This is a genomic window from Citrifermentans bremense R1 (genome assembly GCF_000426865.1).
Taxonomy (GTDB): Bacteria; Desulfobacterota; Desulfuromonadia; order Geobacterales; family Geobacteraceae; genus Geomonas; species Geomonas bremensis.
Map to the genome: position 1 here is coordinate 240,216 of NZ_AUGE01000001.1, position 16,900 is coordinate 257,115.

17 protein-coding genes and 1 tRNA gene are annotated in these 16,900 nt (G+C 57.9%); 5 read left to right on the forward strand and 13 right to left on the reverse strand.

Annotated features, from left to right (window positions below; genetic code table 11):
• The first annotated feature begins 143 nt into the window (after positions 1 to 143).
• Positions 144 to 241, forward strand: a tRNA-Sec gene (locus tag K419_RS0101120).
• Between the two features lie 293 nt (positions 242 to 534).
• Positions 535 to 1,302 (forward strand): substrate-binding domain-containing protein, encoded by a 768-nt coding sequence (locus tag K419_RS0101125; RefSeq protein ID WP_084154076.1) that lies wholly within the window; start codon positions 535 to 537, stop codon positions 1,300 to 1,302.
• Positions 1,303 to 1,485: 183 nt separating this feature from the next.
• Here K419_RS0101125 and K419_RS0101130 read toward each other — a convergent pair whose 3' ends face one another.
• Complete coding sequence (locus K419_RS0101130; RefSeq protein ID WP_026839939.1) at positions 1,486 to 1,950, reverse strand: NADAR family protein; 465 nt, start codon at positions 1,948 to 1,950, stop codon at positions 1,486 to 1,488.
• Between the two features lie 421 nt (positions 1,951 to 2,371).
• Between K419_RS0101130 and K419_RS0101135 the strand changes: the two genes are divergently transcribed.
• Complete coding sequence (locus tag K419_RS0101135) at positions 2,372 to 2,629, forward strand: hypothetical protein (protein ID WP_012529916.1); 258 nt, start codon at positions 2,372 to 2,374, stop codon at positions 2,627 to 2,629.
• Between the two features lie 727 nt (positions 2,630 to 3,356).
• Here the strand turns inward: K419_RS0101135 and K419_RS0101140 are convergent.
• Both K419_RS0101140 and K419_RS0101145 read right to left on the reverse strand, forming a co-directional pair.
• The gene (locus K419_RS0101140) at positions 3,357 to 3,755 is read right to left on the reverse strand and encodes a DUF302 domain-containing protein (RefSeq protein WP_026839940.1); all 399 of its coding nucleotides are present in this window, start codon (positions 3,753 to 3,755) and stop codon (positions 3,357 to 3,359) included.
• Between the two features lie 243 nt (positions 3,756 to 3,998).
• Positions 3,999 to 4,259: a GlsB/YeaQ/YmgE family stress response membrane protein gene (locus K419_RS0101145; protein ID WP_026839941.1), complete on the reverse strand. Its 261-nt coding sequence runs from the start codon at positions 4,257 to 4,259 to the stop codon at positions 3,999 to 4,001.
• A 312-nt stretch (positions 4,260 to 4,571) separates the two neighbouring features.
• Here K419_RS0101145 and K419_RS23405 point away from each other — a divergent pair, with 312 nt between their 5' ends.
• Complete coding sequence (locus K419_RS23405; protein ID WP_156912163.1) at positions 4,572 to 4,988, forward strand: hypothetical protein; 417 nt, start codon at positions 4,572 to 4,574, stop codon at positions 4,986 to 4,988.
• Between the two features lie 722 nt (positions 4,989 to 5,710).
• Here K419_RS23405 and K419_RS0101150 read toward each other — a convergent pair.
• Together K419_RS0101150 and K419_RS0101155 are read right to left on the reverse strand one after the other, a co-directional pair.
• Positions 5,711 to 6,367 (reverse strand): RES family NAD+ phosphorylase, encoded by a 657-nt coding sequence (locus K419_RS0101150; RefSeq protein ID WP_026839942.1) that lies wholly within the window; start codon positions 6,365 to 6,367, stop codon positions 5,711 to 5,713.
• A 31-nt stretch (positions 6,368 to 6,398) separates the two neighbouring features.
• A complete protein-coding gene (locus K419_RS0101155) occupies positions 6,399 to 6,809 on the reverse strand; it encodes an antitoxin Xre/MbcA/ParS toxin-binding domain-containing protein (RefSeq protein ID WP_026839943.1) in 411 nt (136 codons plus the stop codon).
• Between the two features lie 171 nt (positions 6,810 to 6,980).
• On the opposite strand from K419_RS0101155, the gene K419_RS0101160 reads away from it, so the two are divergent.
• Positions 6,981 to 7,841: an AraC family transcriptional regulator gene (locus K419_RS0101160; protein WP_026839944.1), complete on the forward strand. Its 861-nt coding sequence runs from the start codon at positions 6,981 to 6,983 to the stop codon at positions 7,839 to 7,841.
• 600 nt (positions 7,842 to 8,441) lie between these two features.
• Here the strand turns inward: K419_RS0101160 and K419_RS0101165 are convergent.
• From K419_RS0101165 to K419_RS0101200, 8 genes are all read right to left on the reverse strand, one after another.
• On the reverse strand, positions 8,442 to 8,852 hold the full coding sequence (locus K419_RS0101165; RefSeq protein ID WP_026839945.1) for a hypothetical protein: 411 nt from the start codon (positions 8,850 to 8,852) through the stop codon (positions 8,442 to 8,444).
• A gap of 243 nt (positions 8,853 to 9,095) precedes the next feature.
• Positions 9,096 to 9,320 carry a DUF6290 family protein gene (locus tag K419_RS0101170; protein ID WP_226377605.1) on the reverse strand — a complete coding sequence of 75 codons (225 nt, stop codon included), beginning with the start codon at positions 9,318 to 9,320 and terminating at the stop codon, positions 9,096 to 9,098.
• Positions 9,321 to 9,337: 17 nt separating this feature from the next.
• Positions 9,338 to 10,540, reverse strand: a complete 1,203-nt coding sequence (locus tag K419_RS0101175) for a bifunctional 3,4-dihydroxy-2-butanone-4-phosphate synthase/GTP cyclohydrolase II (RefSeq protein ID WP_026839947.1) — start codon at positions 10,538 to 10,540, stop codon at positions 9,338 to 9,340.
• 238 nt (positions 10,541 to 10,778) lie between these two features.
• Positions 10,779 to 11,687 carry an electron transfer flavoprotein subunit alpha/FixB family protein gene (locus K419_RS0101180; RefSeq protein WP_026839948.1) on the reverse strand — a complete coding sequence of 303 codons (909 nt, stop codon included), beginning with the start codon at positions 11,685 to 11,687 and terminating at the stop codon, positions 10,779 to 10,781.
• A 10-nt stretch (positions 11,688 to 11,697) separates the two neighbouring features.
• Positions 11,698 to 12,474, reverse strand: coding sequence for an electron transfer flavoprotein subunit beta/FixA family protein (locus tag K419_RS0101185; RefSeq protein ID WP_026839949.1), 777 nt, complete (start codon positions 12,472 to 12,474; stop codon positions 11,698 to 11,700).
• A 13-nt stretch (positions 12,475 to 12,487) separates the two neighbouring features.
• On the reverse strand, positions 12,488 to 14,458 hold the full coding sequence (locus K419_RS0101190) for a (Fe-S)-binding protein (RefSeq protein WP_026839950.1): 1,971 nt from the start codon (positions 14,456 to 14,458) through the stop codon (positions 12,488 to 12,490).
• 262 nt (positions 14,459 to 14,720) lie between these two features.
• Complete coding sequence (locus tag K419_RS0101195) at positions 14,721 to 16,064, reverse strand: FAD-binding protein (RefSeq protein ID WP_026839951.1); 1,344 nt, start codon at positions 16,062 to 16,064, stop codon at positions 14,721 to 14,723.
• An 18-nt stretch (positions 16,065 to 16,082) separates the two neighbouring features.
• Positions 16,083 to 16,895 carry an electron transfer flavoprotein subunit beta/FixA family protein gene (locus K419_RS0101200; RefSeq protein WP_026839952.1) on the reverse strand — a complete coding sequence of 271 codons (813 nt, stop codon included), beginning with the start codon at positions 16,893 to 16,895 and terminating at the stop codon, positions 16,083 to 16,085.
• Positions 16,896 to 16,900: the final 5 nt, after the last annotated feature.

Sequence of the window (16,900 nt, forward strand, 5' to 3'; positions counted from 1 at the left end):
GGCCTTCTGGTAATTTGTCTTTCTGAGACTTGCGCTGGGACTCCCTGCCAAAGGTTATGAGCTGCAACGGTGAGCAGTAACAGAGTCGGACATTATATATTGACATGCAACAGAAGATGATTTAGAAACTCTTAGGCAAACGAGGAAGCACCACCGTCGCTGGTGGGCGGCCCGGTCTTCAAAACCGGTGTGGGGGGTGAGAAACTTCCCAGGTGGGTTCGATTCCCATGTGCTTCCGCCAATTACCGTTTCAGGACACTTCAACGCTATCCTAAACCCGCTAATTCAGCGGGTTTTTTGTTTCCAGGGTTCCCACTCTCCCTTGGTGCCCCCCCTTATCCGTTAATAACGAATCTCCTTATTTACGTTTGCCCGGTTATCTGTCGACAGCAGACTGCCGAGCCCCTCCTCACATCCTATTTCTTTCAATAATTGCTTGATCAGGAGCACGCTTTAACTTAAAGTGCGCACGTTGTCGATCAGTCTCACACACGACGAACCCTGAACGTGGGGCTGTCGCGGAGGTCGCAGTACATGAAACACTCATTTCCATTCCGCATGATGATCATCGGTTTCTGCTTTCTCGCGGGATGCGCTACCGCTCAGAAGAACTCCAATGACACGGATACCATTCGCATCGGCGGCGACGCCGCATTGACCGAGGTGATCGCTCCGGTGGCGGAGACCTTCGAGGAGGAGAACCCGTCGCTGCGCCTGATTACGCTGCAGAGCAAGCCGGGAACGGAACTCGCCGCTTTGCAAAACGACTCCCTCGATGCCGTCGTGTCCACCGTCAGCCTGGAAAGACTGCTAAAGCGCGCAGCTGAAACCGGACCGGCGCCGGCGGGAGCACTCTTTCGGGAAGTTCCCATCGGCAGCAACCAGACCGTCGTCTTTCTCAACGACATCAAGATCAAGAAACTCACCAAGAAGCAGCTCAAGGCAATCTTCACCGGCAAGATCACCAACTGGAAGAAAGTGGGCGGCCCCAACCGGCGCATCGTCGTGGTCTGGTCGCCTGCAGCCGACGCGGAGAACGAGCTCTTCATCCGGGAGATTCTGCAGCGCGAGCGCGTCGTAGCCAACTATGTTCCGGTGGCCAACGCCGAGGAGATGCGAAAGATAGTGCTGGAGACACCCGGCGCCATCGGCATAGGTCCGGACGCGCTGGTTTCTTACGGGGTGCGCGTCCCCGGCAGCCCGAAGATCGCCTCCTCCGTGGTACTGATCACCAAAGGGGAGCCTGCACCCAAAGTGCAGAAGCTTCTCGATCTCATCAAGGACGTTGCATTTCTCCCCTGACCGATCCCCGCCTGGTTAAACTCGGAGAAGTCATCAGGAACATAAAGTGACCTCTATGTTGACCGCGGAAAACGCAGTCCGCCAACCTCCCCAGCTCGCGCATTCTGGAAATGACAAACGACCTGCGCTTATCGTTGCGCGACGCAACGGCCGTATTGCCAGCTTTCTCATGACAAGCAGTCGCTACGTCTCTCTTGCCTTTTTAGCTTTGGAGCGATTGGCCATGAGACGGCTGCAAAACTCTTCCTCGGTTAAAACTGTTTTCCTGGGGTCATGCTCCCCAATGCTGTGAGTCAGAACTTCCTCGCCGGTAGCTAAAAGATCGTCGGCGAAATCAGCTGACAACAAGGCAGCCTCATACAACCTGTCGAGTAGTTGCTGATATTCCGGCGAGAGACGATCATAAGACCTGCCTTGCCACCAAAGTGTTTGACTGCTCTGCCATGCTTCATTTCTGGTTTGCCCAATAGTCTTGGCTTCTTTGCCGGACATCATGCAGATCCGCTTTTGCATCTCCGGATCATCGAACTTAAATGCCTGAAGCGCTCCCTCCAGGCATGCACATTGAAAACCATCCAGGACAAACACACGTGGAATGAAATTCGACAGTCTTCCGGCAATGCCCGTCGTATAGCCACCGACATCCATAACTCACCTCATACTTGCTGGAATATGAAATTGACAGAAAACATGGAGCATCTGCCAGTTGGTCGATCCGGCGCATAACATGCCTTAGCAACAGCGCGCAGCAGTATTGCAAAAAACAGGCATTTTCTCAAATCGATTCCTTCAACAATCTGCCAAGCCATCTGCGTCTCCCACCTTTCCCCTCGTTACCCCCCTCACCTACCCACCTCCAATGCCCGCCATCTACACCCCCCTGAAGTATCTCCGCCTAAAGCCCGCTTAAATACAGCAAAACTCTTACCTGATCTCAGAGAACTCCTGCGTTTCACAAATGAAATCTTCGGTTAAATTAGATATAGCCAATATTTAACGTTTGTGGTGTTGCCTGGGAGTGAGAAAGGCAACAGTCCAGGGGGCGGGAAGTGATCGAGGGAGGAGACCTGTGAGCATAACCGATACCTTGCTTCTAGGTCCTGAAGAACTCGTTGAGCTTTGCAAACGTTACTCCACTTGCCAAGTGGAGAAGCTTACTACTTCAAAAAACCTGTTTCAGCAGTACCGGGTGCATATAGAAGGAGAAGACGAAGAAGGTTACTATAATTTCTTGCTTGATAAAGGCCTAGCGATGTCGTCTGATAGTTTCTATACCAAAATGAAAAGTGACAAGACCTTTGCTCGCCGGATTAAGCGAAGGACCTAACTATTCTGACCGCACAACCATCCCTCCCTCCCCCGCAGCGCCCGCCATTTGACATCCCGCCACGCTACGACGCTTCTCCCACGCGCTCCCCAGTTACAGAACCCGCCACAGTCTTAAGCGGACCACCAGCACTCGACAAAAATTAGCTTGATCGAAAAATCTCTTTAATTTAAATTGGCACAGCATCTGCGTTTACAGTAGATTGCTGCGGAACCGATGGATTCCCTCTTGGACACATTTTGACCCTTAATGGGAATTCGGTACGCTACTTTTTCCGAGGACAAAGTAAAGAAGCTCATATCGGATCTAACAAGTTCACCGCAGGTCCGGGTTTGGTACGATCCGAAGCACCCCGAATTCTCGGTCATTGTAGAACCCAAACTTGGTATTGAGTGGATGTGGTTAGGTTCACTAGTTCTTTTAGCTCTGCTCAGTTTTAAATATTTAGACAGAGCCGTTATCAGGATGCAAAGCCTAAATAAAGCAGCCGGTCAACCATGACGGTGCGAGTTGGAGCAACGTTTTACTCTTGCCTCTCAGTTGGGAAGTGCAACCAAAGAACGCGATAGGAATGCTAAGAAGCAAGACTTGCCCCCCAGGACCGGACCCTCAGGACCGAGACAAGTGAAGCTTTAACCAAATACTGCTTTTGCAATCAAAGAGGCCACATCCTTACCCGGTGTGGCCTCTTTCGTTTGGGAAAAGAGGGGGGCGTGGGTAGCTGCCATTACAGCGCGGCAAGCACCCGCTCGAGCTTTTGGGCGACGATTTTTGCGAATTCGGTGATCTCAGGGTTGCCGATCAGGGAAAGAGCCGAAACCGGGTCCATGACCATGACTGCGGTCTTCCCGTCATCCCTGGTATAGATCACGACGTTGCAAGGAAGCAGCGTACCGAGGTCGATTTCCCGGTTCAGGGCCTCGTAGGCAAGAGGCGGATTGCAGGCGCCGAGGATGATGTAGTCGCGGAATTCTTTCTGGAGCTTCTCGGAAAATTTCTTCCTGACGTTGATCTCGGTGAGTATGCCGAACCCTTCCTTGGCCAGTTCCTCCCGCACCTTCGTTTCTGCTTCGGCATAAGACAGATCGACTGTTTTTCCAAATGCATACGTTTTTTTCAGTTCCATTGTGCGCCCTCCTTATGTATGGAGCGGATGCGTCCGCAAAGAGCCCGCATATGCCCAACCCCGTCGCGTCCCAGGAGGGTGAGCAGCTTGTCGAGGATCTGGTTTATGTTCATCGTTAAAGTAAAATTAGATCTTACAAATTTAGTTTTTTATGTCAAAAGTCAAATTGAATAAAACAAAGCAGGCTACTTTACCCGCGTGGAACACAACTGGAAAAGTAGCCTGCATTTCAAGCCAGAGTTTTTAGCCGCGGTGCGGTCTCCTGATGACTCGATAGAGAACCAGGAGAATAATCGCGCCCACGATGGCCAACACGATGCTCAACATGTTGAACCCTGTTATCGATCCTATCCCGAGCGTAGTGCCTATCATCCCGCCCAGGAATGCCCCAGCGATACCAAGCAGGATCGTTATGAAGATCCCTCCCGGATCATCGCCGGGCATCAACAACTTCGCGAGTGCACCAACCACCAGACCTAATATTATCCAAGTTAAAATTCCCATTGTTAACCTCCCGCGCGCTTCGCGCTACCTGGGGAACCTCTCTTCTCCATCTCCTACTTTCGCCGCGATCATCTCTTCACGTCTCTATACGTGCATAAGGACATTGTAATACTCGCGCCGACAGAAAAGAAGAGCAAAGACAACTTCGCCTGGAAGGCGTGCGGGACGTAGATCTTTGCTGCCGATCTGGACCGTGTACCTCTTCCCCTCAAAAATTGATTTTGGTGCGGCTGGCGATATATTAATGCGGGCTTATTTTTGAGCAAGAACAGAAGCCGCAACATAGTCGGCACATCCATGGGAGGCATCATAATGAGAAAGAGGATAACGATTTTAGCTGGTCTGGTGGTTGCGACATCAATGATCAGCGGGGTACAACTCGTACATGCTGCAAATCCTAATGACCTGCTGATAGTTACCGGGGCTTACCGCTGTCCTGGGGACGTTCCAGGCTTTTATCATTCAATAACCTGCACTACGAGCGACCTGGGAGAGCTGAAAGTTGAAACGGAATTCGGCAATCTCGATAACGGTGACTGCACCCCAAGAGGCCAGAATGTCGTAGACCTGGCAACACGGTTAGGCTGTACGACCGGTCCGGTATATCAGTACAGGCGGGGCGGGGGAATTGGGGCGGCTTTCGGGTTCGTTTGCAAAGGACAAAGGGCAGATGTGCTTCAAGCAATAGGAGCGCTAAGCGAGGAGGTGCTCAGACCCACAGGGCATTAGCCACCTCAACTCAAGAAACGCAGATAATAGCGGTGCCTTTTCTTGCTTTGCCCACTTGCTTGCCGATTCACATATGCCGGTCGTTTTGAAAAGCGAAGCCCCTGCGCCACGTGCCGCAGGGGCTTATTTAGTTCGGTGAGGTTAGCGGGGTCAGGCTAGACATCCGGACATTTGAGATGACAGAACGGAGGCAGAAGGAGATAGGAGGTACAGTAGGAAGGTGTAAGTTGTTGCTGGGCCTAATGACCGTGCGTTGCACACTCTGACAAGAACTCGACTATCCAGGCATTGATCGGAGCCTGGGGGTTGAGTCTTGAATGTGACGATGCCGTGAATCAAACGGTAGTCGGAATTCAGGAAACATGTTTCAACTCAGCTTTTGCTTTATCCGCAACCCGGCGGACATCGGGAAGACATCACCGCCCTTCGGGGTGCTTTGCTGCGCACTGGCAAGCACCCTTCTGCTTCTCTGTGATTATTTCCTCTAGGATACGCGACCGTCCATTATTCTGCTGAACATCCTTCTCAATGTCAGCCTCTGAATAATTGAAACAATAGCAAATTAGCTTACTCATTTTCTCCCCCAATGGCACAGTACGGTTGGGACGTCCGGCTCCCCAAACCCGGGTGGCGCACCTCTCCAAGTTCCACTTCCACAGGCAATTCTCGCTCTACACGCGGATCGGGGCCTTCGCCTAGATTCGGCGGCTGCGGCTTCACATTCACGCCGATGCACAAGCCGCCGTCGCAAACGAGAAGGTTTCATCCCCCTGCCGCATCCAAATCGCCTCCTCACCCGACACTGCCAGCACCCAGGTTTGTGTTGCACTGTCCGGTTTCTTTGCGGCGAATGCTCGCGGGGTCAATACGGCGATGCAAAAGTGGGGCTCGGGGTCACGCACGGATCTATACAGTAATGCCCCGATTCCCGCTTCCCTGGCAACCTTGCCGACGGCTTGGGTTCCTGAATAATCGGCGGGATGGGTCCATACGGTGGAATGGGCGTCGAAGGGGGGCTGGCGCAAGTCTATGCAGGGGGTCTTCACCGGAATGCGAAAGGCGGTGAAGGTGCAGGGCTGGAGACGGGTTAAGCCGGAGGTGTCCTGCAGGAATTTCCAACGCCAGTAAGCAACCTCGGCTGCGGCAGTACGCACAGTCTCCGCACCGTAAAAGACGCCGGGGTCGTTGATGGCGCGGAATCTTGAACCTGATGGTGGGCGGGTGTCGTAACGGAACGGGCTGAACATGAGGTAGTCTAGTCCCTTCGCCTCAGGCGGGACAGGCGGCTTGTGCTCTTCGAGAATTTCTTCCAGCAGCTCCTGCTCGGCCCGGGTATCGACGAGCTTCAAGGTGGAGACGATGTGCTGGGCCTCGACCATGCGCCAAGCCTTGCAGGCGATATCAGCCGAACTAGACGACAGCTCGGCAGGCGTCCAGGTAGGTAACGACACGTACAATCCCCTCCGTGGTGTCAATCAGATCAGCAGGCTTCTTCCCGCCCAAAGCTGCATTCTCGCTTGCGAGCCACTTGCGCGCATCGTCCCTGGATCCGCCGACAATGGAGTCGAGGGAACGGAACAGCCGAACCAGAAGGACGGCGAAGTCCCACTCCTTCTTTTCCGGGGAAAGCCGGTAAGCGTCCGTGTAAAGCCGCGTGACAGTGGCTCCGGAGACGCCGAGAATCTGGGCCAGTTTGTTCTTGGGGATTTCGAGGCAGGTGGCGGTGTTGATGAGGGCCTTGGTGAGAACCTGCGACTTGCTTAAAGCCTCTTGTGCAGAGGCGGTAGGTGCAGAATGTGTTGGGCCTGCAGCACGTGGCATAACCCCTCCCCTCAACCTTTCCTGATGAAACCATACCACACATTATTTTCTGTGGGAAATAAAAATGACCTTATCATCGAGATAAAATTCGGCTATCATCTGAGCAATTTCGGTCAGGATTCTCTCTTTAAGTTCGGGTAGGATGGCCATCGGATAGAGAGGGGCGAGGACATGGACAAGGCACAGGCATACGCAGAAAGGTTCGACAGGGTGCTGCGCTACATCGAGCGGCATCTGGACGAACCGTTGACGGTGGAGCGGTTGAGCCGGGTGGCGCATTTCTCCAAGTTCCACTTCCACAGGCAATTCTCGCTCTACACCGGCATCGGGGTCTTCGCCTACATCCGAATGCTGCGGCTCAAGCACGCTTCCTACCGGCTTGCCTACCGCCGGGAGGAACGCATCATCGACATTGCCTTAGACGCCGGATTCGACAGCCCTGAAGCGTTTGCCCGCGCCTTCAAGCAGATGTTCGGTCATTCCCCCTCTCAATTCAGAAAATCACCCATATGGCAGCCCTGGAGGGAGCGCTTCCGGCTGCCGACCATCGAAAGGAGAGGAGACATGGACGTGAAAATTGTGGAGTTCGCCGAGACGCGGGTCGCGGTTCTGGAGCACCGGGGCGCGCCGGAAAAGGTGGACGATTCGGCGCTTAAGTTCATCGAGTGGCGCAAGCAAAGCGGGTTGTCGCCGGTGAAGCAGTCCCGCAGCTTCGGCATCGTCTACGATGACCCCGCGGCGGTGGAACCGGAAGAGTTCCGCTTCGACATCTGCGGCGAAGTGTCGCAGGAAGTGCCGCAAAACCCTCAGGGGGTGTTCAACAGCGTGATACAGGGCGGCCGGTGCGCGGTGGTGCGGCACCTAGGCTCACATGACCGGATCGGCGACAGCATTTACCCGCTCTACCGCGACTGGTTCCCGAAAAGCGGCGAAGAGCTGCGGGACTTCCCCCTCTTCTTCCACTACCTGAACCTGATGCCCGACGTGGCCGAGCACGAGCTCGTCACCGACATTTACCTACCGCTCAAGTAGTTACGCCCTTTTCGCAGGCCTCAAGTTGTCCGCCGCGATCTGTAACTTACACATCGCGGTATGTAAGTCATGCATCGCAACGAGTAACTCATGCACCGTGGTATGTAATTCACACATCGCGTTATGCTACTCGCACAGTGCAGTGTGATACCCACATACCGCGGTCTGTAATTCGTACACCGCAGCATGTAACGTTTGCATCGCTCTCTGTAAATTACTTGGCGCGATGTGTAATTCGCACATCGCAATATGTATTGCATACACCGTGGTATGTAACCAGCACATTGCAACAAGTAATTCATGCACCGCGGTATGTAACTCATGCACTGCTGTATGTAACTCATGCACTGCGGTATGTAAATTACACATCGCGGTATGTAATTCGCACATCGCGGTATGTAATTCGTATATTGCGGTGGGTAACAGGCATACAACAAGGGGATGAATTAGAAGGCAGGGAAAATGGAAGGTTACGCGCAGGCGTCTGCTTCAGAGACGTGTGGCTGCAAAGGGAGGCAGGTGTGGAGGTGAGGAGGTTGAGGGGGGGCCTGACGGCACCCCCAGTTCGACCTTCAAGTCCGGGTGTGGCTGTTGCGGGCATTAATCTTCTTTTTCGACCTGGGCTGCTTCAGGGGCAGTTGGAACTGTCTTGGCCCTCGGGTGCCCCCTTCTTTCTTTGCTGCAATCGAACCCGGAGGCGACGAGGATGCCGGGATTGCGGACAGCGGCCATCTCCATGACGAGCGCGACCTCATCCAATTTAATGACGAGTTGTGCCTGGAGTACCTCTCGTTCGTTAATCACCAGTTTGCTCCCCAACATCGACTCGTGATACACGGCATCGTGCTTCGCCGATGCGGCAAGGTACGATTCGAGCAACCCCGGGTTCCCAGCCCAGACGGAATCTGGAATCCTGGTTTTGTCAGCCAAAGCAGTTGCCACCCGCTGGTTGAACGCATGAAACGCCGTTGGCCCGATTTGCCGATAGTTCCGCAGTAATTGCTGACCCATCTCGTACCTCCCTTCCGCCGCCATGGCGAAGCGTAGGACTTCAATTGATTAGAATTTGTCAATCTCAAAACTCCGTTGAGCATACAACGCAGCGCTAGCAATGCAAGCTCAGTGGTGACAAAAACGAATCAACCTGAAGAGGCGGGAGGCCACGGAGGAAATCTGAGAGGTTCTACCCTCACCCCTCTCCCTCTCCCAGAGGGAGAGGGAGGATGGACGGAGGTTAGGCTGGGTTGCGGCTGATCAGGGCGCGCGCTGAGAGTGGCGGCGCCTCGTCGGCCTGACGCGGCGCAACAAGGCGGGCGAGCCTAGAGCATCCCGCATCAGCTCGGACATGGTGGTGTTGTGAAGCTCTAACAGACGGGTAAGATACTCCAGTTCCTCGTCGCTTACCCGGACCGAAATTATGTGCCGCCGCTGGCGGCCGTCATTGGTTTCCATGTAGTCCATCTGCTCTCCTACTGGCACGCTCTACCGTCCCGGCGTCAGATGAAACGCAACAAATGCCCCATCTTCTCCCGCTTGGTCTTTAAATACCTCGCGTTGTCACTCCCGGGGAGGAGCTCCAACGGCACCCGTTCTTCGATGCCGATCCCGTATCCTGCAAGCCCTACCAGCTTCTTCGGGTTGTTGGTCATGAGGCGGATCTTCTTTATACCCAGGTTCGAGAGGATCTGGGCGCCTATGCCGTAATCCCTCATGTCGGCCTTGAAACCCAGGGCGACGTTTGCCTCGACGGTGTCCTTTCCCTGATCCTGCAGCGCATAGGCTTTCAACTTGTTGGTCAGGCCTATGCCGCGCCCTTCCTGCCGCATGTAAAGGATTACCCCCCTACCCTCGGCCTGTACTTGCTGCATGGCCAGGTGCAGCTGGTCGGCGCAGTCGCACCTGACACTACCGAAGACGTCGCCGGTCAGGCACTCGGAGTGCACCCGCACCAGGACCGGTTCGTCTCCGCTTATGTCGCCCTTCACCAGGGCGATGTGCTCCAGTCCGTCGACGTCGTTTTCGAAGCCGACCGCGCGGAAGTCGCCGAACTGGGTGGGGAGATTCACCTCGACGCAGCGGCGGACCAACGACTCGTGCTGCATCCTGTAGGCGACGAGGTCGGCTATGGTGCAGATCTTGATCCTGTGGCGCAGGGCGAACTTCTTCAGATCAGGCATGCGGGACATGGTGCCGTCGTCGTTCATGATCTCGCAGATGACGCCGGCGGGCTCCAACCCGGCCAGGCGCGCCAGGTCGACGGAACCTTCGGTCTGCCCGGAGCGCACCAGGACGCCTCCTTCTCTTGCGCGCAGCGGGAATATGTGTCCCGACCGCGCCAGGTCCTCGGCGCAGGCATCGGGGGCTACGGCGGTGAGAATGGTGTGGGCGCGGTCGGCGGCGGAGATGCCGGTGGTGACTCCGCGGCGCGCCTCGATGGAGACGGTGAAGGCGGTGCCGAAGGAGGAGGTGTTGTCGCGCACCATGGAGGGGAGCGCCAGCCTGTCGCAGCGCTCTCCTGTCATGGTCAAGCAGATCAACCCCCGCCCGTGCATGGCCATGAAGTTGATTATCTCAGGGGTCACGCACTGGGCTGCGATGGTGAGATCGCCTTCGTTCTCGCGATCTTCGTCATCGACAAGGATGACCATCTTTCCGGCCCGGATGTCTTCGATTGCCTCGGCTATGCTGGCGACTGACATGGCTTTATCCCCCTTTTTTTAAATTCCTCGCACGCGGAGGACGCGGATTGAAAGCGATTACCGCGATCAAGCAAAGGCTTGTTGTTTCAAGATCGATCCGATTTCATCCGCGTCATCCGTTAAATCCGTGTGCGATGCAGTTGGTCTTTGTCTAAGCAAGCCGTGCGGCGGAGGGCTGAGCACTCGCTCCGCCGCACGGCGCTGGTCCCAGGCATTGTCCCGAGCCAATATCTTCCGGCTACGCCGCGCGCAGCTTCTCCATCAGTACCGGGGCCAGTTGCAGTACGTCGGCGACTACCATTACGTCTGCTGCCTCGCTGATGGGGGCATCCTTATCCTTATTGATGGCGACGATGAAGTCGGATTTCTTCATGCCGGCCAGATGCTGTATCGCGCCGGAGATGCCGCAGGCGACGTACAGCTTGGGGGACACGGTCTGGCCGGTGGTGCCGACCTGATGGCTGTGGGCAACCCAGCCGGCGTCGACGACGGGACGGCTCGCACCCAGCTCGCCGCCGAATGCCTTGGCCAGCTCGGCGATGATGGCGACGTTCTCTTTCTTGCCGACGCCGCGACCGGCGCTGACGATGATCTCGGCGCGACCCAGATCGACGTCTTTTTTCTCGGCGGGCTCGTAGCCTACGAACTGCAGCTGGGAGCTGCCGGCTACTTCAATTGCTTCGACCTGCGCGCTTCCCGATGCCTCGACGGCGTTGAAGGCGCCTGCCTGGACGGTGAGTACGGCGCGCGCCCCCTTGGGGGAAACGGTGCGACGCAGTTTCGCGTTGCAAAGCGCCAGCTCGAACTTGCCGTCGACGATGTTGACGACCTCGGAAACCTGCCCTACCTTGAGCGCGGCAGCTACCCTGGGAGCCAGGTCCCAACCGTAGGAGGAATGGACGAAGACGACGTAGTCGGGATTTTCCTTCTGGATCGCCTCCAGTACGACCTGCTTGTGCAGGTCCGGGTTGTACTCGCCGAACTTGTCGACGTCCGCAAGATATACCTTACCGTCGACCTTGGGCGCCTCTTTACCGACGAGAACCATTACCTTCTCGGCCCCCAGGCGATCGGCGAACGCCACCAGCTCATAACTGGTGTCGAGGATCTTTCCTTCCCTTTGTTCACAGACAAGCAGTGCTTTCATGGCTCACCTCCTATTTCACGACCGTAGTCTTTTCCTTGAGAATCCCCAGCAGACGATCGGCAACCTGCGCCAGATCCCCTTCCAGCACGACGGCGGAGCCGCTTTTCACCGGCGGGTAGAGCTTTTCGGTGGCGACCGCCGGCTGTTCGGTGAGGAGCTCGGCAGCCGGGACGGTCACGAACTCCTTCTTCTTCGCCTTCATGATGTTGGGAAGGGTCGGGTAGCGCGGCACGTTCAGGCCGAGCTGGCAGGTGACCAAGGCCGGAAGCGGAACCTTGACGACGCTCTTCAGCCCGCCTTCGAGTTCCCTCTTGGCGGTGATGACGCCGTCGGCGAAGCCGAAGCCGACCAGGGTGGTGGTGCAGTTGTGCCCCAAACGCTCAGCGACGGTGACCCCAACCTGGGCCGAGCCCCTGTCCTGGGACTGCATGCCGGTGAAGATGACGTCGAAGTCTTTCCCCTTGGCGAAGGAGGCGATGATGTCGGCGATCTGCCAGGGATCCTTGCGGCAGCTGTCCGGGTCCTGGACGTGGACGGCGCGGTCGCACCCCATGGCCAGCGCCTTCTTGAGCGCATCACCCACCCGATCCGGCCCGATGGAGAGGACGGTGACGTCGGGCGCGTCGCCCAACTGCTCTTTCAGCTGTACCGCCTGTTCCACCGCGTACTCGTCGTACTCGTTCATCCGGTAGGCGAGATCGGCTTCGTCATACCAATCTCCGCTCCCGTTGACCTTGAAACGGGATTCCATATCCGGTACCTGTTTGATGCAGACTAGAACTTTCATTTTTGCCTCCTATCTAGTTGATTGCCTCGGCCATTACCTCTGCGATGTCTTTTACCCTCACCTTTTCCGCGCCCTGGTCCTTGAGTCCGTCCTCCAGCATGGTCATGCAGTAGGGACAGCTGACGCAGATGGTGTCGGGCTGCTGCTTCAGGGCCTCGTTGACGCGGTCGTGGTTGATTCTCGTGCCGATCTGCTCTTCCATCCACATGCGCCCGCCGCCGGCACCGCAGCAGAACCCGTTCTCTTTCTGGCGCTCGAACTCACCGGGTGCGGCGCCGGTCGCGGCCTCGATCACCTGGCGGGGTGCGGCGAAGGTGTCGTTGTGGCGCCCCAGGTAGCAGGAGTCGTGGAATAGGGTCTTGCCCAAGTTGACTCCTTTCGCGGCGGGGAGTTTCCCCTCCTGCACGAGCCTTGCGATCAGCTCGCTGTGGTGCAGCACCTCCAGTTCCAGGCCGTACTGCCGGTAGTCGTTCTTGAGCGTGCTGAAGCAGTGCGGGCACTGGGTGACGATCTTGGTGACCCCTTTCTCCTTGAACTTGGCCACGTTCTCCCGCGCCATGCGGTCGAAGACGAATTCGTTACCCAGGCGCCTCACGCTGTCGCCGCAGCAGAGCTCTTCCCTCCCCAGGATGCCCCAGGTGACGCCGGCCTTGTCGAGGACGGTGGCGAGGGCCACGGTGGTCTGCTTGGCGCGGCTGTCGAACGAACCGGCGCACCCTACGAAGAAGAGATATTCAGTCTTGCCGGCCACGAACTCCTTATCCCCCAGGAGGTTCGCCCATTTGCCGCGCTCGGAGGGGGCGATGCCCCAGGGGTTGGAACGCTGCTCCATGTTCTCGAAGAGGTTCAAAAGCTCTTCGGGGAACCGGGCCTTTTCCTGGACCAGGTGGCGGCGCATCTTGACGATCTTGGGCATGTGCTCGATGAGGACCGGGCAGACCGACAGGCAGGCGCCGCAGGTGGTGCAGGACCAAAGGGCGTCCTCGCAACTGGTTCCCTCAGCCTTCTCGCCGATGAGCGGGAGCTGCTTCTTTCCGGCGTTGGCGACGCCGTTCTCCAAAAGGTTCACCTTGATGTCGTGGATGATCCGGCGCGGGTTCAGGGGCTTCCCGGTGTTGTGGGCCGGGCAGAGGTCCTGGCAGCGCCCGCATTCGGTGCAGGAGAAGGAATCCAGCAGGTCCTTCCAGGAGAACTGCGCCACCTCGCTCACCCCGAAGCGCTTGCCGAGCTCGAAGCTCTCGCGCGGCTGCACGTTGGGCTTCTCGAGGTTCCGGAAATAGCAGTTGGGGATGGCGGTGAGTATGTGCATGTGCTTGCTGCGGGGCAAAAGATTCATGAACAGAAGGAGCACCACGGCATGCACCCACCAGGAGGCGGAGGCTACAAGCTCAAGCGAGGCTTGCGGCATCCCCTGCAAAAGCGTCGCTAGCGCGCCGGAGACGGGCCTCAAGGTCTGCTCCGCGCCGAGAGCGATTTGCGCCGCGTTCAGCAGGAAGAAGGCGACCATCAGGGTGGCGATCAGGGCGAGGATCAGGAGCGCTTCGCCGCTGCAGGCCTTGGTGTAATCGTTACCGAGGTATGACGGCGCGAAGAAGAGCCGGCGCGCAAGCGCCACCGCGACGCTGACGAGTGCAACCACCGAGACCAGGTCGAAGGCAAGTCCCAGGACGTGGTGCAGAGGGGCCGGGAGCGCCGAGAGGGTGAAGCCCGAGAAGAGCCCTTCCGCCAGGAAGGAGACGTTCGCGACGAGGAGCAGCATGAAGGCCCAGAAGAGCGCGAAGTGGTTCAGGCCGTAGGGCCTGGCGAGGACCCTCTCTTGACCGAAGGCGTACCGAAACATGCCGGCCAGCCGCTCGCCGGGCCTGTCGAAGCGGTCCTCGGAGGTGCCGACGGCGACCAGTTGCAGGCGCTGATAGCAGCTGAAGCAAAAGGCCACGAGGGCGATGACGAAAAGCGGCAGAAAATAGATTTGAGTGCTTGGCATGACTACCTCGGAATCTCATGGTTCAAAAATAAGTATCCTGATTAGCTGTGACCTTCCGCTAACTGCGGGACTTCGTTAAATCCCCCCCGGCCCCCCTTCGCAAAGGGGGGAGAGTGAAAAGCTTCAAAGAGGGGGTTACAAGTCCCCCTTTGCGAAGGGGGATTTAGGGGGATTTGCTGTTGCTCGATCTTTCCCCGTGCCACCTGAGGCTAGGGGGACAGGCACCTGGCGGAGCCAGTCCCCCGGGAGAGTCCCCCTTCACCTAAACTGCGATGCGGTCGGGGACCGACCCGCCGCGCGCACCTTTCATTTCGCGGACCCCGCGCGTCAGCGCCGGGATCACCTGGAACAGGTCCCCTACTATCCCGTATGTGGCCACCTGGAAGATGGGGGCCTCGGCGTCCCTGTTGATGGCTATGACGACGTCGGAGTCCTGCATCCCGACCAGGTGCTGGATGGCGCCGGAGATGCCGCAGGCTATGTAGATCTTGGGACGGACGGTCTTGCCGGTCTGCCCTACCTGGCGGCTGTGCGGCATCCATCCTGCGTCGACGGCGCTTCTTGAGGCGCCGACCACTCCGCCCAGTTCGACTGCCAGTTCGTGCAGGAGGGCGAAGTTGTCCTTGTTCATCAGACCGCGGCCGCCGGAGACGATGATCTCGGCGCCGGCGATGTCGATGTCCGCGCCGCCTTTGTCGCTGATGGTCTCGATCACCTTGGCGAGGATGTCCTGCTCACGCAGGTAGAACTGCTCGAGGATCACTACGCCTTTGCTGCCGTCTTTGCGCTCCGGCATGGCCATGACGTGGGGCCTGACCGTCGCCATCTGGGGACGGAAACGGTCGCACATGATGGTGGCCATGATGTTGCCGCCGAAGGCGGGACGGGTCTGCATCAGGTTCCGCTTGTCGTCGATGCCGAGGCCGGTGCAGTCGGCGGTGAGGCCGGTCTTGACAATAGTGGCTACGGCGCCCGCCAGGTCGCGCCCCTGGCCGGTGGCCCCCATGAGGATCACCTCCGGCTTGTGCTTTTCGACCAGGTGGCAGACGGCGTCGGTGAAGGGTTTGGTGCGGTAGTCCTTGAAGACGCTCTCGTCCAGGACGACGGCCTGATCGGCGCCGTAGGCGAAGGCCTCGTCGCAGAGATGTGCTACCTCGTGGCCGATGATGAGGGCGGAGAGCTTCACTCCGAGCGTCGCGGCGAGTTCCTTGCCCGCGCCCAAAAGCTCCCAGGAAACCTTGGCGGCCTCGCCCTGGTACTGTTCGATGAAGACCCATACGCCACGGTACTGCGCGAGCTTGGCGCGAAGCTCCTTCTCGGCCGGGTCGAGTTCCTCCTCGACGGCGCCGTGCTGGGCTTCCCACTGTTTCAAGAGCTCCAGCTCCTCGGGGGTGTAGAACATCTCCAGGGCGCCGGCGGCACAGACCTTGACGCACTTGGCGCAGCCGATGCATTTCCCGTCGACGATAGAGGGCTCACCGGCCTCGCTCATCAGGATGCCGCTTACCGGGCAGGAACTTTCGCACCGGGCTCCGCAGGCTATGCACTTGCCGGCTACCAGCCGTGCTACGCCGCGTGGTTTCTTGATCTTCTTCTCGTTTTGCATCACGAACTCCTTGGCGAACTAGAGAGCTAAGAGGTCTTTGGCCAGCATCTTGTCAAGCAGCAGGTGCGCGGTTCCTTCCGGATCGTTCACGCCGTCCCCGATGATCTCCCCCTGGTCCCGCTCGGGTGAGAAGATCTTGCTGACCCAGGTGGCGGACCCCTTGAGGCCTACCGTCTCCACGTCGAGCTGCAGCACCTGGTTATCCCAGAGCGCGACGGGCGTTTCCTGGGCGGAAAGGCGCATCGGGACTGTTGGGTAGCGGGGGCGGTTCAGCTCGCGCACCGCGGTGATCACCACGGGAAGCGGCGCCTCCACGATCTCGTGCCTTCCTTCCAGCTTGCGCCTGACCCGTATACGCTTGTTGGGAACATCCAGCCACTCGATGCGGTCAACCAGGGTGAGCTGGGTGAAGCCAAGCCTGGTGGCGATGCCGGGGCCGACCTGGGCGGTGTCGCCGTCGATGGTCTGCTTGCCGCAAAAAACGATGCCGACCTCTTCCTCTTTCCCCAGGCGATCGATGGCCGAGGCCAGGACCTGGCTCGTGGCCAGCGTGTCGGCGCCGCCAAAGGCCCGGTCGGAGAGGAGTATGGCCTGGTCCACGCCCAGCGCGCACGCCTTTTTAAGCGTCGCCTCGGTGTTGGGGGGACCCATGGAGATGGCAATGGCCAGGAGGCCGTAGCGATCTTTGAGCGCCAGCCCCTCTTCGAGGGCGTGGGTGTCGTAGGGGTTGACGATGAAGGGGATCCCTTCCCTCACGAGGGTGTTGGTGACCGGGTCGATCTTCACCTGGGTGGTGTCCGGCACTTGTTTGATGCAGGAGATTACAAGCATGACCT

Excerpts from the sequence above, each read along its gene's own strand:
- K419_RS0101125 (WP_084154076.1), top strand. The coding sequence starts at position 535 with ATGAAACACTCATTTCCATTCCGCATGATGATCATCGGTTTCTGCTTT.
- K419_RS0101130 (WP_026839939.1), bottom strand. The coding sequence starts at position 1,950 with ATGGATGTCGGTGGCTATACGACGGGCATTGCCGGAAGACTGTCGAAT.
- K419_RS0101140 (WP_026839940.1), bottom strand. The coding sequence starts at position 3,755 with ATGGAACTGAAAAAAACGTATGCATTTGGAAAAACAGTCGATCTGTCT.
- K419_RS0101145 (WP_026839941.1), bottom strand. The coding sequence starts at position 4,259 with ATGGGAATTTTAACTTGGATAATATTAGGTCTGGTGGTTGGTGCACTC.
- K419_RS23405 (WP_156912163.1), top strand. The coding sequence starts at position 4,572 with ATGAGAAAGAGGATAACGATTTTAGCTGGTCTGGTGGTTGCGACATCA.
- K419_RS0101150 (WP_026839942.1), bottom strand. The coding sequence starts at position 6,367 with ATGGTCGAGGCCCAGCACATCGTCTCCACCTTGAAGCTCGTCGATACC.
- K419_RS0101155 (WP_026839943.1), bottom strand. The coding sequence starts at position 6,809 with ATGCCACGTGCTGCAGGCCCAACACATTCTGCACCTACCGCCTCTGCA.
- K419_RS0101160 (WP_026839944.1), top strand. The coding sequence starts at position 6,981 with ATGGACAAGGCACAGGCATACGCAGAAAGGTTCGACAGGGTGCTGCGC.
- K419_RS0101165 (WP_026839945.1), bottom strand. The coding sequence starts at position 8,852 with ATGGGTCAGCAATTACTGCGGAACTATCGGCAAATCGGGCCAACGGCG.
- K419_RS0101175 (WP_026839947.1), bottom strand. The coding sequence starts at position 10,540 with ATGTCAGTCGCCAGCATAGCCGAGGCAATCGAAGACATCCGGGCCGGA.
- K419_RS0101180 (WP_026839948.1), bottom strand. The coding sequence starts at position 11,687 with ATGAAAGCACTGCTTGTCTGTGAACAAAGGGAAGGAAAGATCCTCGAC.
- K419_RS0101185 (WP_026839949.1), bottom strand. The coding sequence starts at position 12,474 with ATGAAAGTTCTAGTCTGCATCAAACAGGTACCGGATATGGAATCCCGT.
- K419_RS0101190 (WP_026839950.1), bottom strand. The coding sequence starts at position 14,458 with ATGCCAAGCACTCAAATCTATTTTCTGCCGCTTTTCGTCATCGCCCTC.
- K419_RS0101195 (WP_026839951.1), bottom strand. The coding sequence starts at position 16,064 with ATGCAAAACGAGAAGAAGATCAAGAAACCACGCGGCGTAGCACGGCTG.
- K419_RS0101200 (WP_026839952.1), bottom strand. The coding sequence starts at position 16,895 with ATGCTTGTAATCTCCTGCATCAAACAAGTGCCGGACACCACCCAGGTG.